The sequence below is a fragment of the Variovorax paradoxus genome (genome assembly GCF_029919115.1).
Lineage (GTDB): Bacteria > Pseudomonadota > Gammaproteobacteria > Burkholderiales > Burkholderiaceae_C > Variovorax > Variovorax paradoxus_O.
Map to the genome: position 1 here is coordinate 405,053 of NZ_CP123990.1, position 14,989 is coordinate 420,041.

Sequence of the window (14,989 nt, forward strand, 5' to 3'; positions counted from 1 at the left end):
ATGAACGGTGTCAACGACATGGCTGTCGGTCCGGGAGGCTTTGTGCCTCCGAATCCGGGCGGCGGCAACAACGGCAATGGCGGCAACCCGGGCAGTGGCGATGCGTCGGGTATGCCCTCCGCATCGCGCGGCCTCGGCCAGCAGCCCCAGTCATTCACCGCATGGCACGACGCGCGGCGTCCGCATGCGGGCGACACGGCGCTCGCGGGCAACAACCCGCTCGTCGCGGCGGCCAACCCGCTGCTCGACCTGATTCCGCAGATTCGCGCCACAGGCCACCACGATGCGCCCGCGCAATTGCGCGAGCACCTGGTCGACGAGGTCAGGCGCTTCGAAACGCGCGCGCAGCAAAGCGGCATTGCACCCGAGGTGATCATCGGTGCGCGCTACTGCCTGTGCACTGCCGTCGACGAGGCCGCAGCGCTCACGCCGTGGGGCGGCAGCATCTGGTCGTCGCAAAGCCTGCTCGTGATGTTCCACAACGAGACCTGGGGCGGCGAGAAGTTCTTCCAACTGCTGTCGCGCCTGGTGCAGAACCCGCAGCAGCATCTGCAGCTCATCGAACTCATCTACTTCTGCCTGGCCATGGGCTTCGAAGGGCGCTTCCGCGTCATCGACAACGGCCGCACGCAGCTTGAAACGCTCAAGCAGCGGCTGCTGCAGATCATTCGGCAGACGCGCGGAGAAATTGCCGTGCCGCTGTCTCCGCACTGGCAGGACGCGACGGCGCCGGTGCGCCGCACGCGCAACTGGCTGCCGCTGTGGGCCGTGGGCGCCGTGGCGGCAGTGCTGCTGGTGCTGGTGTTCGGTGTGCTCACATTCAGCCTGGCCGGCCGCTCCGACGGTGCCTTTGCGGCGGTCAACGCGGTGCGCCTGCCGCAAACCGCGCGTGCCGTCGCCTTGCCGGCCGCGCAGCCGCGCCTGCAGCGTTTTCTCGAACCCGAGATTCGCGACGGCCTGCTGACCGTGCGCGACGAGGCCGACCGCAGCGTGGTGGTGCTGCGCGGCGACGGCCTGTTCGCATCGGGCTCCGACCGCGTGCTCGACCGCTATGCGCCGGTGCTTGCGCGCGTGGCCGATGCGCTCAATTCGGTCGAAGGCAACGTGCTTGTCAGCGGCTTCAGCGACGACCAGCCGATTCGAAGCGTGCGCTTCCCATCCAACTGGCAGCTCTCGCAGGCGCGCGCCGATGCCGTCAAGAAAATGATTGCCACGCGCGTCACGCGGCCCGAGCGCCTGCGCGCCGAGGGCCGCGGCGATGCCGACCCGCTGGTGCCCAACGATTCGGCCGCCAACCGTGCGCGCAACCGGCGTGTGGAAGTGACGCTGCTCGTGGCGCCCGTGGCCGCGGCCAACACCACCACAGCGCCGCAGGGAGGAGCCCGCTGATGCTGCGCGCGATTTTCCGTTTTCTCGTGAGCCGCGACCTGTGGGTCTTTTTCGGTCTGCTGGCTGTCGCGTTCCTGATCTGGGTCATCGGCCCCGTCATTGCGGTGGGCCGCTACCGGCCGTTCGAAAGCGAGTTCGTCCGCATCGTGGTCATCGCGCTGATGTTCACGATCTGGATTGCGCGGGTGCTCTACCGCAAGTGGCGCGAGCGGCGGCTCAACGCGCAACTGCTCAACCAACTGCGCACCCCCACCGCGAAGGAAAAGGCTGCCAAGCCCGAAGACGCGCCCGAGATCAAGGAGCTGCAAAGCGGCTTCACCGATGCCACGGCCATACTGAAGAACATGCGCTTCGGCTCGGGTGCCGAAGGCAAGGCCGCGGGCCGCTTCGCGGTGTTCGACCGGCAGTACCTGTACCAGCTGCCCTGGTACATCTTCATCGGCGCGCCGGGTTCGGGCAAGACCACCGCGCTGGTCAACTCCGACCTCGACTTTCCGCTGGCCGACCAGCTCGGCAAGGCCGCGGTGCGCGGCATTGGCGGCACGCGCAACTGCGACTGGTGGTTCACCAACGAGGCGGTGCTGATCGACACCGCGGGGCGCTACACCACGCACGAGAGCAACCGCGAAACCGACGAGAGCGAGTGGAAGGGCTTTCTCGACCTGCTGAAGAAGTTCCGCCCGCGCCAGCCGATCAACGGCGCAATCCTCACCATCAGCATTGCCGACCTGCCGCTGGCCGACGACGCACAGCGCGCGCGCCACGCCATGGCGCTGCGCAAGCGGCTGCTCGAGCTGCGCAACGACCTGGGCATCAACTTTCCGGTGTACGTGCTGGTTACCAAGACCGACTTGCTGGCTGGCTTCAACGAGTACTTCGGCTCGCTGGGCCGGGCCGAGCGTTCGCAGGTCTGGGGCTTTACCTTTCCCATCGACGCCAACCCGGCCGACCCCGCCAAGGCGGACCTGCGCGAGCGCTTCCACCAGGAATACAAGCTGCTGCACCAGCGCCTGGACGAGCGCCTGCCCGAACTGCTGGCCGCCGAGCCCGACCAGATGCGCCGCGCGCAGGCCTACCTGCTGCCGCAGCAGTTCGCGAGCTTCGAGGACATCCTGGGCACCTTCCTGGCCGACGTGTTCAACCCCTCCAAGTTCGAAGTGGCGCCGATGCTGCGCGGCGTTTACTTCACCAGCGGCACGCAGGAGGGCACCGCCTTCGACCGTGTGATGGGCGCCATCAAGCGCTACCTGCAAGTCAACGCGCCGCCGGCGCCGCCGCCGGGCCCGGGCAAGAGCTACTTCCTGAAGGAACTGCTGCAGCAAGTGATCTTCCGCGATGCGGGCGTGGCCGGCACCAACCTGCGCTGGTACCGGCGCAAGCGGGCCATCGACCTGGCCGGCTACAGCCTCATCGGCGTGCTGCTGGTGGTGCTGCTGGGCGCCTGCGTCAACAGCTGGCGCAACAACAGCGACTACGTGGCCGAAGTGGACAACAACGCCAAGGCCTTCAACAAGGCGGCTGCGCGCGGCGAGCTGCCGACGGTGGTCGATTCGAACAGCGACATCGCCAGCTCGCTGCTGGTGCTCGACCGCCTGCGCGACCTGCCCAAGTCGAGCCACTTCGACATCGGCGATCCGCCTGTGAGCTACCGCTTCGGCCTCTACCAGGGCGAGAAGCTGCAGGCGGCCACTGACGGCGTCTACCAGCGAGCGCTCGAAAGCGTGCTGTTGCCGCAGGCGGCCCAGCGCGTGGAGCAGGCGCTGCGCGAAGCCTCGAAGACCGATGCCGAAGCTGTTGCCGCAGGCGGCCCAGCGCGTGGAGCAGGCGCTGCGCGAAGCCTCGAAGACCGATGCCGAATACAGCTACGAGGCGCTCAAGGCCTACCTCATGCTGTACGACGCCGAGCGCTACGACGCCGACTTTCTGCAGGCTTGGCTGCTCACCGACGTGGACCGCAAGATAGGCGCAGCCCTTACGCGCGAGCAGCGCGCCAACCTCGAGACGCACCTGCAGGCGCTGTTTGCGGGCCGCGTGGTGACATCGCCCTTTGCCAAGGACGACCGGCTGGTGGTGCAGACGCGCGACCGCCTGGCCGGCGTGCCGCTGGCGCAGCGCTCCTATGCGCGGCTGCGCCGCATCCTGCTGCAGACCAGCCCGCCCAACGCCTTCAGCATTGCCGAGGCGGGCGGTGCCGAATCGGCGCTGGTCATCAAGCGCGCAAGCGGCAAGCCGCTGACCGACGGCATTCCCACGCTGTTCACCTACCGCGGCTACTGGGACATCTTCGACAAGCGCATGGCCGAGACCACGCTCGCGCTCGAGCAGGAAGACCGCTGGGTGCTGCAGATCCGCGCACCGGGCATGACGGACATCACCTCGCGCGAGCTGCTGCTGCGCGAGGTGCGCCGGCTGTATCTCACCGACTACATCCGCGTCTGGGACGAGTACCTGGCCGACATTCGCCTGGCCGACAGCCGCTCGCTGCTGCAGAGCATCCAGATGACGCGCGTGCTTTCGACTTCGGAATCGCCGATGTCCCGGCTCATTCGCGGCGCCGCGCGCGAGACCGACCTGCTGCGCAACCACGACGAGGCGGCGCGCAGCCTGCTCGACCAGGCGCAGAACCGCGTGGCCAGCACGCGCGAGCGCATCGAGCAGCTCATCGGCCAGCCCGACGGCAGCCAGCGCCGCAACACCGCGCCGGACCGGCCCGAGTCGCTGGTGGACAACCACTTCGCGCCGCTTCGCCGCATGGTGACCGCGCCCAAGGCCGGCGGGCAGGCGCCCATCGACGCCACTGCGGCGCTCATCAACGAGCTCTACACCTTTCTTACCGCCACCGACACGGCATTGCGCAGCGGCAACATTCCGCCGTCGGGCGATGCCGTCACCAAGGTGCAGGCCGAGGCGGGCCGCCTGCCGGTGCCGTTCCAGGGCATGCTGAACGATCTCTCGGCCACCGCGTCGTCCAAGGCCGCGGCCGTGACGCGGCAGAACATCGGGCAGAGCGCGGCGGCCACCATCGGCCAGTTCTGCAACCAGGCCATTGCGGGGCGCTATCCGTTTTCGCGCGGCTCCAACCGCGATGTGGCGGCCGGCGACTTTGCTCAGCTGTTCTCGCCGGGCGGCATGATGGACGACTTCTTCCAGAAGAACCTCGCCTCGCAGGTCGATACGTCCGTCAACCCATGGGCGTTCAAGAAGGGCGTGGACGGCAGCTCACCGGGGCGCTCGTCGTACCTCGACTCGTTCCAGAAGGCGCAGGCGATCCGCGATGTCTTCTTTACCGGCATGGCCGGCGGACGCACGCCGTCGTTCACCATCGACATCCGGCCCGAGGACATGGACGCCGCGCTCACCCAGTTCACGCTCGACATCGACGGGCAGACGGTGCGCTATGCGCATGGTCCGCAGGCGCCCAGCACTGTGAAGTGGCCCGGCCCGCGCAACAGCAACCAGGTGCGGCTGCAGGTGACCACCGCCAACGGCACGCCGGCCGGCGGCATCGTGACCGAAGGGCCTTGGGCGCTGCACCGGCTTTTCGACAAGGCCTCCGTCTCGGCCGGCAGGTCGCCCGAGTCGTTCAACGCAACGTTCGACATGCAGGGAAAGAAGGTGGTGCTGGTCGTGACCGCGAACAGCGTCTACAACCCGCTTCGGCTGAGTCAGATGAACGGCTTCTCATGCCCGGGAAAGTCTTGACATGAACAGCGGCTTTCCTTCGGCGCGCGCGTGGGTGCCGGCCGACGAGCAGATCGGCTGGTACGGCAAGCTGCCCGCCGCCGGCGACTTTCTTTACCGGCGCATGCCGCGCGAACTGCAGGCCTGGTGGGACCGATGGATGCAGAACGGCCTCGGTTCCTTCAAGCGCTGGCCCGATGCCATGACGCGGCACTACGTTGTCGCGCCTGTCTGGAACTTTGCGATTCCGGCAACGCAGGGCGTGGACGCGGTGCAGTTCGGCTGCATTGCGCCAAGCTGCGACCGCGTGGGGCGCTATTACCCGGCTTGCGTCACGCTGCAGGTGGCTGCATCGAGCTACCGGCCTTCCATGCTCGAAGGCTCGGCCGCGTGGTACTGGCAATGCGGCACCGCGTTGCTGCAGGCCATTCGCCACAGCGTGGCGCCGGACCAGTTCGACCAGCAGGTGCTGGCCGCGGCGCACGGCGGTTTCCACACCGCAAGCGGCGGCTCGGACGACATCCTTTCGATCCTCGGGCCCGCCGCCTCGGACGCAGGCGCGCAGCAGCGCCTGGGCTGGCCCGAGCTTCCGCTGTGCTTCGATGCATTCGGAAGCACCAGCTACTGGTGGACCAACCAGGCGGACGGCTCGCCGCTGCGCACCGCCGCGCACGGTGGAGGCCTCAACACGCCATTGTTTTCGAAGTTGTTTTCACAGGGGCATGTGCCATGGGCATGACTGAACAGACCCCCGCCGCGGGAGGACATGCATGACGACCAACGCCAGCAGCAATGCCAGCAGCAGTGCGCCGGCCGAACCGCAAGAGCGGCCGCATCCACTGGGCACGGGCCACAGGCTGGACGAGTTCGAGCTGCTCGAAGTGATCGGCGAAGGCGGCTTCGGCATCGTCTACCGCGCCTACGACCACTCGCTGCAGCGCGAGGTGGCCATCAAGGAGTACATGCCTTCGATGCTCGCACGCCGCGTGGGCGACGACAGCGTGCATGTGCGTTCCGACCGGCTCACCGCCACGTTCCAGGCGGGCCTGCGCAGCTTCATCAACGAGGCGCGCACGCTTGCGCAGTTCAGCCATCCGGCGCTGGTGCGGGTGCATCGCTTCTGGGAGGCGAACAGCACCGCCTACATGGCCATCCAGCTCTACCGCGGCCGCACGCTGCGCCGCCTGGCCGAGGAAGAGCCATCGAAGATCACCGAGGCCTGGCTGCTCGGCATGCTGGGCCCGCTGCTCGGCGCGCTCGAAACGCTGCACCGCAGCCAGTGCTTTCACCGCGACATCGCGCCGGACAACATCTTCATCCAGCAGGACGACCTGCCGGTGCTGCTCGACTTTGGCGCCGCGCGCAAGTCGATTGCCGACCTGGTCGACGAAGTGGCGGTGATGGTGAAGTCGGGCTATTCGCCCATCGAGCAGTACGCCGACGACAACACGCTGCTGCAGGGCGCATGGACCGACCTCTATGCGCTGGGCGCCGTGCTGTACCGCGCGGTCACCGGGCATCCGCCGCCCTCGGCCGTGGTGCGCAGCGTGCAGGACGCATACGTGCCGCTGTCTTCGCTGGGCCGCGGCGACCTGAGCCCGGGGTTCTGCGCCGCGGTCGACCACACGCTGGCGGTGCACAGCAAGGACCGCACTCAGACCGTGGCGGCGTTTGCGGCCGAGCTGGGCCTTGCCAAACTTGGCGACACCTACGTGAGCGGGCTGGCGGCGCCGGCCGTGATTGTTCCGCCATCCGCCAAGCCGGCACCTGCAGCGGTGCCCGAGCCGCAGAGGGCTGCGCCCGCTCCGGCACCCGCAGTGGCTGCAGCGGCCACTGCATCGGCGGGCGCTGCACGCGCCGAGGCCGCCGCACCGGAACCGGCCAGGCCCAGGCCGCCCCAACCCGAAGCCACCTCGGAGCGGGTGGAACCACCGCAGGCCAAGGCCGCCGCAGCGCGCGAAGCAGCCGCCCCGGTGCGCGCGGCACCCGCCGCCGGAAAGCAGCAGCCCGCGCCCGCGAGCAAGTCGTCGCGGCCACCATGGAAGCTGGTGGGCGTGCTGGTGATTGCACTGGTCGCCGTGGGCAGCTGGATCGGCCTTCGCCTGAGTTCCGGCCGGCAAGAGACCTCGACCGCCATGGTGCCGGTGCCTCCGCCCTCGGGGCCGATGTCCGCCAACGCGCCGCCGCCGGCCGTGCCGCCTGGCGAAAACGCACCCAGCAGCAACGTGGCCGCAGCCCCGGGTGGCGCCACGCCTGCCGCACCTGCGGCCAGTGCACCGGCCGCTTCGCTGACGCCGCTGGACAACGTGCCGGTCATCGCGCCTGCACCTGCAGCGCCCCCCACCGCGGCAGCCCCACCGACACCGGCCGCACCGGCCACACCCCCCGAGCCCGCGCTTGCCACCTCGGAGGTCGAGGACTGGAACCTCGCCCAGGCCGAGAACACGCGCGAAGGCTATGAGGCCTACCTGCGCCGGTATCGCCGCGGCCTGCATGCACGCGAGGCGCGCAACGCCATTGCCGAGCTGAACCGGCTCTCGCCCACCATCCCCGCAGCCCCCGGCACCACGCCGACCACTGCGGTTCCCACCGTGGTGGCCGGTGGCGCCACGCCGCCTGCGCCGCCGGCCGCTCCGCCCGGCAACGGGCGCGTGGTGCTCAACATCCGTCCCTGGGGCCAGGTGTTCGTCGACGGTGCCGACCGCGGCGTGAGCCCGCCGCTCAAGTCACTCTCGCTGCGGCCGGGCATCTACAACATCGAAGTGCGCAACGGCGATCTCGATGTGTTCCGGCAACGCGTGACGGTGCAGGACAGCCGCTCGGCGCCCGTGGTGAGCCACGAGTTCAAGTAGCAGGCGCGCCTGGCACGCGGCGCCAGCGCTGTGCGCCGACCAGCGCCAGCACCGCGACGACGCTGGCCGCCAGCAGCACCCAGAGGCCCGGCGTGTAGCCGGTGCCCGGCTGCCACAGCACGCCTAGCATCAGCGGCGCCAGGGCACGGGCGATGGCGCTCGGCAGCCCCAGTGCACCGTTGAGCGTGGCCACGTGATCGCGGTTCACGTATTGCGCAATCGCGGTGCCCTTCACGATGGTGAGCATGCCGTTGCCCATGCCGTAGAAAAACACGAACAGCAGCGCGGCGCCCGGGTGGCCCGCACCCGCGAGCAATGCAAGCAGGCCGAGCGGAATCAGGCAGGGAATCAGCCGGTTCGCCAGATGCAGGTCGAAGTGGTGCTCGAAGAAATACAGCAACGCCCGCCCCAGCACCTGCACCAGCCCGATGCTCGCGGGCACGGCAATGGCCCACGATTCGCTGAGCCCCGCACCGCGCAACAGGCTCACCATGTGCGGCGGCAACGCGGCCGTGACCGCCATCAGCAACACTGTGAAAACGCCCACCAGCAGGAACGGGGCGGTGCGCATGTAGTGGCCTGCGGGCGCTACGGCCGCCGCTTCGCCTGCGTTGGGCCGCCCGGCTTTCGAACCCGCCGCGGGAGCGGGTGCATGCCGCAGCACCCGCGCATGCAGCGGCGCGCAAATGAAAAGATGAATGGCCGCGAGCACCCACAATGCGTGCCGCCAGCCGAGCTCCGCAATAAGCCAGGCTACGAGCGGAATGAATACCGTGCTCGCCAGCCCGCCGAGAAACGTCAGCGTGATGATCGCGCGTCGAAAGTCGTTGGGGAAGCGCCGCGTGACGATGGAGAACGCAGGGCTGTAGAGCGTGGCCGCCAACCCCGCGCCGAGCAGCGCCCAGGCCGCGTAGAAGCCCAGAGCGCTGTGCACCATGCTCTGGAGCAGCAGGCCGGCCACGATGACCAGCGAGCCGCCGGTCATTACCGCCCGCTCATGGCCGCGATCGATCCAGCGCCCCACCGGCCACGCCAGTGCACCTTCGGCCAGCAGCGCAAGGCTGAACGCCAGTGACGACTGCGCCCGGCTCAGCCCCAGCTCGCGTTCGACCGGCTCCATCAGCAGCGCGAAGCCGTAGAAGACGCTGCCCCAGGTGATGAGCTGGCCGAGCGAGAGCCAGCCGACCATGCGGCGGTTGTAGAGCGTTGGGGCGGGTGTGTTCACTGCTGGAGAGTCAGTTTCGCAACCCCCGACGGTACTGCACAGCCTCCGCCACATGCACGGCCTGCACCGATTCGGCGCCGGCCAGATCAGCCACCGTGCGCGCCACCTTGAGCGCGCGGTGCGTGCTGCGCGCCGACCAGCCGAGCTTGGCTGCGGCGTTGACCATGAACTTGCGCGCGGCGTCGTCCAGTGCGGCGTGCCGGTCGATGGCGCCGGCTTGCAGTGCCTGGTTCGGGCTACCCTGGCGCTGCACCGCAAAGTTGCGCGCGGCAACCACGCGGGCGCGGATGCTGCCGGTCGCCTCGCCGGCCGGCGCACCGAGCAGTTGGTGCGCCGATACCGCGGGCACTTCGATGTGCAGGTCGATGCGGTCGAGCAGCGGGCCGCTGAGCTTGCTTTGGTAGCGCGAAACCTGGTCGGGCGTGCAGCGGCAGGCCTTCAGTGCCGAGCCCTGGTAGCCGCAAGGACAGGGGTTCATGGCAGCGATGAGCTGGAAGCGCGCGGGAAACTCGGCGCGCCGGGCGGCCCGCGCAATGGTGATGGTGCCGGTTTCGAGCGGCTCGCGCAGCGCCTCGAGGGCGGACCTTGCGAACTCCGGGAATTCATCGAGAAAGAGAACCCCGTGGTGCGCCTGTGAGATTTCGCCGGGGCGTGGAGGGGAGCCGCCGCCCACAAGCGCCACCGCACTGGAGGTGTGGTGCGGCGCAGAAGTCGGCCGGCTCATCCAGCGCTCGGTCGAGAAGCTGCCGCCCAGGCTGGCCACGGCCGCGGTCTCCAGCGCCTCGTCGATGCTCATCGGCGGCAGCAGCCCGGCAAAGCGCTGCGCCAGCATCGACTTGCCCGAGCCGGGCTCGCCGACCATCAGGAGGCTATGCCCGCCGGCGGCGGCAATTTCCAATGCGCGCTTGGCGCTTGCATGTCCCTTCACGTCGGCCAGGTCGGCATATCGGGGGGTAGCGCCCGCCTCGGCGGCCTGGATGCGTGCCCAGCCGTCCGCGCTGGGCGGCTCGGCCGGCTGCGCCGCGCCGCCTTCAGGCATGAAGCGCTGCACCACATCGAGCAGGTGCCTGGCCCCGTACACCTCGCCGCCGGGCACCAGGGCCGCTTCTTTTGCGCTTTCGGTAGGCAGCACCAGCCGTGTCGCGATGCCGCGGGTGTGCAGCGCAAGCGCCATGGCCAGCGCGCCGCGCACGGGCCGCAGCTCGCCTGAAAGGGAAAGTTCGCCCGCAAATTCGTGCCCGGCCAGGCTTGCAGCCTGGATCTGCCCGCTGGCCGCGAGGATGCCAAGCGCAATGGGCAGGTCGAAGCGGCCGGAGTCCTTGGGCAGGTCGGCTGGCGCCAGGTTGACGGTGATCCGCTTGTTATTTGGAAACTCGAGGCCGGCATTCTGTATGGCCGAACGCACGCGTTCGCGCGCCTCCTTGACCTCGGTTTCTGCCAGCCCGACCAGCGTAAAGCTGGGCAGGCCGTTGGCCAGATGCACCTCGACCGTGACACTGGCCGCTTCCAGCCCAAGCAAAGCGCGGCTTTGCACCAAAGACAAGCTCATTTTTATTACTCTCCCCATTGTGGTGCGCCCGTTTTTGGTCGGACTTGTGCACCGCGGGCCCCCGGAAGGGCACCGCAACTGAACACTCTTGTAACTTTTCACGCGGACTGCGGAGGCCGGGGCTGCAGCCATGCAGCAGGCGGAACGAGCACTTTGGCACGCTCCCTGCTATGAGACGGTGTCCCCCCAACGATCCAACCAACTCCGAGGAGTCTCGATGATGCACCGTAATTTCGCCCAGGCAGTGGCCGTGGTCGCCCTTGCAGCCCTGCCGATGCTGGCGAGCGCCCAGCTCTCGGGGAATGTGGCCCTGACCAGCAACTACAAGTTCCGCGGCCAGGACCAGGACATGATCGGGAAGAACGACTACGCCAAGACCAAGGGCTTCAAGCCGGCCATCCAGGGCGGCTTCGACTACGCCTTCGGCGAAAGCGGCTTCTATGTGGGCAACTGGAATTCCAGCGTCAACTGGCTCCAGGGCAACAGCATCGAAAGCGACATCTACGGCGGCTACAAGTTCAAGGCCGGCCCGTTCGACATGGACGTGGGTGCGCTGACCTATATCTACCCGGGCAACTCCATCGGCAACACCACCGAGCTGTACGGCGCGGGCACCTGGGCCGACGAAGCCATCGGCTCGTTCACCCTGAAGTACTCGCACACGGTCTCCAAGGACTACTTCGGCTATGCGGGCTACAAGTCGGGCTCGGGCCTGAAGGGCCGCAACACCGGCTACCTGAACCTGGCCTACAGCAAGGAAATCGTGCCCAAGCTCACGCTGAAGGCGGCCGTGGGCTACACGCACATGTCCAGCGACATCCGCAGCCTGGGCTACAAGAGCTACGTGGACTACAACGTGGGCGTGTCGTATGACTTCGGCAACGGCCTGGCACTTGCCGGCTCGGTGCAGGGCGCCAACAAGAAGAGCTCTTACCTCGCGCTGAGCAACCCGGGCGTGGACTTCGGCTTCGGCCCGATCGGCGAGCAGTACTACTCGCCCAACAAGGCCCGCTTCATCGTTACGCTCAGCAAGACGCTGTAAGAGCAGGCACAAGAACAAAGGTGCGGCCCAAGCTGCCGCACCATTCATTCCATCCAAGAAGGAGAAAGTCATCATGAAGCTGGTCACAGCCATCATCAAACCGTTCAAGCTCGACGAAGTGCGCGAAGCACTGTCGGCCATCGGCGTGCAAGGCATCACGGTCACGGAGGTCAAGGGATTCGGTCGCCAGAAGGGCCACACCGAGCTGTACCGCGGCGCCGAGTACGTGGTCGACTTCCTGCCCAAGGTCAAGATCGAAGCGGCGGTGTCCGACGACCTCGTCGACCGCGTGATCGAAGCCGTCGAAGGCGCAGCCCGCACCGGCAAGATCGGCGACGGCAAGATTTTTGTCTACAACCTCGAGCAGGTCGTTCGCATCCGCACCGGTGAAACCGGCCGCGAAGCCCTCTGATCAGCCCGGAAAAAAACAACCATGAAAAAACTGCTTGTTTCTCTTGCGCTCGGCTTGAGCGTGCTCGCTGCCGGCACCGCCTCGTTCGCACAGGCGCCGGCGGCTGAAGCGCCGGCTGCCACGGCACCGGCTGCAACCGCCCCGGCTCCCGCTGCAGCCCCCGCGGCCGCGGCACCTGCCGCCGCCCCCGCTGCTGCTGCCGAAGCAGCGCCCGCCGCGGCTCCCGCTCCTTCGTTCAACAAGGGTGACACCAGCTGGATGATGCTGTCCACGCTGCTCGTCATCATGATGACCATTCCCGGCCTGGCGCTGTTCTACGGCGGCCTGGTGCGCAGCAAGAACATGCTGTCGGTGCTGATGCAGGTGATGGTCACCTTCTCGCTGATCGTCGTGCTGTGGCTCATCTATGGCTACAGCCTGGCCTTCACCGAAGGCAATGCCTTCATCGGCGGCTTCGACCGGCTCTTCATGAAGGGCGTGTTCGATCCGGCCACCGGCGTGTTCGCGCCCGGCGCCACCTTCAGCAAGGGTGTGTACATCCCCGAGCTGCTGTTTGCCGCCTTCCAGGCCACGTTCGCCGGCATTACCTGCTGCCTGATCGTGGGTGCCTTTGCAGAGCGCGCCAAGTTCTCGGCCGTGCTGCTGTTCATGGTGATCTGGTTCACCTTCAGCTATGCGCCGCTGGCCCACATGGTCTGGTTCTGGCTTGGCCCTGACGCCTACACCGCCGCCAACGTGGTGGATGCCAACAACGCCAAGGCCGGCCTGATCTGGCAATGGGGCGCGCTCGACTTCGCGGGCGGCACCGTGGTGCACATCAATGCAGCCGTTGCAGGCCTGGTCGGCGCCTACGTCATCGGCAAGCGCGTCGGATACGGCAAGGAAGCCTTCACGCCTCACTCGCTCACGCTCACCATGGTCGGCGCCTCGCTGCTGTGGGTCGGCTGGTTCGGTTTCAACGCAGGTTCGGCCCTCGAAGCCGGCACCAGCGCCGTGCTCGCCTTCATGAACACCTTTACCGCCACCGCCGCAGCAGTGCTTGCATGGTGCATCGGTGAAGCGCTGATGCGCGGCAAGGCCTCGATGCTGGGTGCCGCTTCGGGCGCCGTTGCAGGCCTCGTGGCCATCACCCCGGCCGCCGGCAACGTCGGCCTGATGGGCGCCATCATTATCGGCTTCATCGCCGGCTTCGCCTGCCTCTGGGGCGTCAACGGCCTCAAGAAGCTGCTCGGCGCTGACGACTCGCTCGACGTGTTCGGCGTGCACGGTGTCGGCGGTATCGTCGGCGCGCTGCTCACCGGCGTGTTCAACACCCAGGCACTCGGCGGCCCCGGCCTCGTGGGCGACTGGGTCACGGCCAGCGTGGTGTCCAACGGCATCGGCGCACAGGTCTGGATCCAGCTCAAGGGCGTGCTGCTGACCATCGTGTGGTCTGGCGTGGTGGCGTTCATCGCCTTCAAGATTGCCGATCTCACCATCGGCCTGCGTGTGTCGGAAGAAGAAGAGCGCGAAGTTCATCGCCTTCAAGATTGCCGATCTCACCATCGGCCTGCGTGTGTCGGAAGAAGAAGAGCGCGAAGGCCTCGACATCTCCTCGCACGGCGAGACCGCATATAACAGGTAACCCCCAAGCAATAGGCAACCCCCCAGTCTTCGCGCACTTCGTGTCGCTTCGCCAACCCCCCTGCTGGGGGCAACACCAGAGGCCCGGCAAAGCCGATTCCTCGGTGTTCCACGAAGGGGGCATACGAGGCGCGGGCTGGTGGTGAGAAGAAGAAAAACAGTAACGATTTTTCAGCGAGTCTCCTTTGGATGTTCAGCCCGCGAGCGCTTCGGCGCCAGCGGGCTTTTTTTTGTCTGCGGGGCGGCGGATGCACAATGCCGGGATCATGTGGACCACCCTCGAAGACAGCCTTTGCGAACTCGGCGAATCGCCGTTCTGGCACCCGCACGAACGCTCGCTTTACTGGCTCGACATTCCGGGGCGCGCGGTGCTGCGCACGCGCGGGGAAATCGGCATGCCCGACGCCAAGGTGGAGCGCTGGGCGTTGGCCACCGAGCCAGGTTGCATGGCTCCGGCGCGGAGCGGCGGGCTGGTGATTGCGCTGCGCGACGGCATCTACCGGGCGCGCGAGTGGGGTGGTGAACTGGTTGCGGTGGCGCGTGTGGAGCACGACGCGCGCACCATGCGCTTCAACGACGGCAAATGCGATGCGCTGGGCCGTTTCTGGGCCGGTTCGCTCAACGAGGCCAAGGACCAGGCCAACGCCGCACTCTATTGCTTCGATGCCCGCACCGACACCGGTGTGTCGCCCACGTTGACGCAAATGGCCAACGAGTCCACCACCGGCAACGGGCTCGCTTTCTCGCCCGATGCCAGCACCCTCTACTGGGCCGACACCGCCGCACATGTGGTGTGCGCCTGGGACTGGGGCTCCGAGGCCAATTCGCTTTCGCACGCACGCGTGTTCCACCAGTTCGAGCCGAAACCCCAGGGCTGGACGCCCGATTCATCCCTGCGCTACGAAGGTCGGCCCGATGGCGCGACGGTCGACGCAGAGGGCCACTACTGGGTTGCGATGTTCGAAGGGGCACAGCTGCTGCGCCTCGCGCCGTCCGGTGAAATCGTGGCTTCTGTTCCCGTTCCTGTTCAGTGCCCGACCATGCCGTGTTTTGGTGGGGACGACTTGAAGACGCTCTTCGTCACCAGCGGGCGCAAGGGCCGGCCTGCTGCAGAGATCGAGCGGTTGCCTGCATCGGGTACGGTGATTTCCATGCGCGTCGATGTGCCTGGATTGCCTGTCAGCTTCTTTGAGGACTGAGGTGAGCCATTCACGGC

At 67.5% G+C, this 14,989-nt stretch carries 8 protein-coding genes and 2 pseudogenes; 8 read left to right on the plus strand and 2 right to left on the minus strand.

Features of this window, described 5'->3' with window-relative positions:
- The 4 genes and pseudogenes from QHG62_RS01890 (at nucleotide 1) to QHG62_RS01905 (ending at nucleotide 7,922) form a co-directional block, all read left to right on the plus strand.
- Nucleotides 1–1,389, plus strand: a complete 1,389-nt coding sequence (locus QHG62_RS01890) for a DotU family type VI secretion system protein (RefSeq protein WP_281149136.1) — start codon at nucleotides 1–3, stop codon at nucleotides 1,387–1,389.
- Nucleotides 1,389–5,091: pseudogene (gene tssM, locus QHG62_RS01895) on the plus strand (type VI secretion system membrane subunit TssM). The gene QHG62_RS01890 and the pseudogene tssM overlap by 1 nt, the downstream one beginning before the upstream one ends.
- A 1-nt stretch (nucleotide 5,092) precedes the next feature.
- Complete coding sequence (gene tagF / locus QHG62_RS01900; RefSeq protein WP_281149137.1) at nucleotides 5,093–5,809, plus strand: type VI secretion system-associated protein TagF; 717 nt, start codon at nucleotides 5,093–5,095, stop codon at nucleotides 5,807–5,809.
- Nucleotides 5,810–5,840: 31 nt separating this feature from the next.
- A complete protein-coding gene (locus tag QHG62_RS01905) occupies nucleotides 5,841–7,922 on the plus strand; it encodes a serine/threonine-protein kinase (protein ID WP_281149139.1) in 2,082 nt (693 codons plus the stop codon).
- Here the strand turns inward: QHG62_RS01905 and QHG62_RS01910 are convergent.
- Both QHG62_RS01910 and QHG62_RS01915 read right to left on the minus strand, forming a co-directional pair.
- Entirely contained in the window at nucleotides 7,915–9,147 is a 1,233-nt protein-coding gene (locus QHG62_RS01910) for an MFS transporter (RefSeq protein WP_281149140.1), read from the minus strand. The genes QHG62_RS01905 and QHG62_RS01910 overlap by 8 nt on opposite strands.
- Nucleotides 9,148–9,157: 10 nt before the next feature.
- On the minus strand, nucleotides 9,158–10,696 hold the full coding sequence (locus QHG62_RS01915) for a YifB family Mg chelatase-like AAA ATPase (protein WP_281149141.1): 1,539 nt from the start codon (nucleotides 10,694–10,696) through the stop codon (nucleotides 9,158–9,160).
- A gap of 217 nt (nucleotides 10,697–10,913) precedes the next feature.
- Here QHG62_RS01915 and QHG62_RS01920 point away from each other — a divergent pair, with 217 nt between their 5' ends.
- The 4 genes and pseudogenes from QHG62_RS01920 (at nucleotide 10,914) to QHG62_RS01935 (ending at nucleotide 14,972) form a co-directional block, all read left to right on the plus strand.
- Nucleotides 10,914–11,738: a TorF family putative porin gene (locus tag QHG62_RS01920; protein ID WP_281149142.1), complete on the plus strand. Its 825-nt coding sequence runs from the start codon at nucleotides 10,914–10,916 to the stop codon at nucleotides 11,736–11,738.
- A gap of 73 nt (nucleotides 11,739–11,811) precedes the next feature.
- A complete protein-coding gene (gene glnK / locus QHG62_RS01925) occupies nucleotides 11,812–12,150 on the plus strand; it encodes a P-II family nitrogen regulator (protein WP_007833403.1) in 339 nt (112 codons plus the stop codon).
- 21 nt (nucleotides 12,151–12,171) lie between these two features.
- Nucleotides 12,172–13,774: pseudogene (locus QHG62_RS01930) on the plus strand (ammonium transporter).
- A 265-nt stretch (nucleotides 13,775–14,039) separates the two neighbouring features.
- Nucleotides 14,040–14,972: an SMP-30/gluconolactonase/LRE family protein gene (locus tag QHG62_RS01935; protein ID WP_281149148.1), complete on the plus strand. Its 933-nt coding sequence runs from the start codon at nucleotides 14,040–14,042 to the stop codon at nucleotides 14,970–14,972.
- The last annotated feature ends 17 nt before the right edge of the window (nucleotides 14,973–14,989 follow it).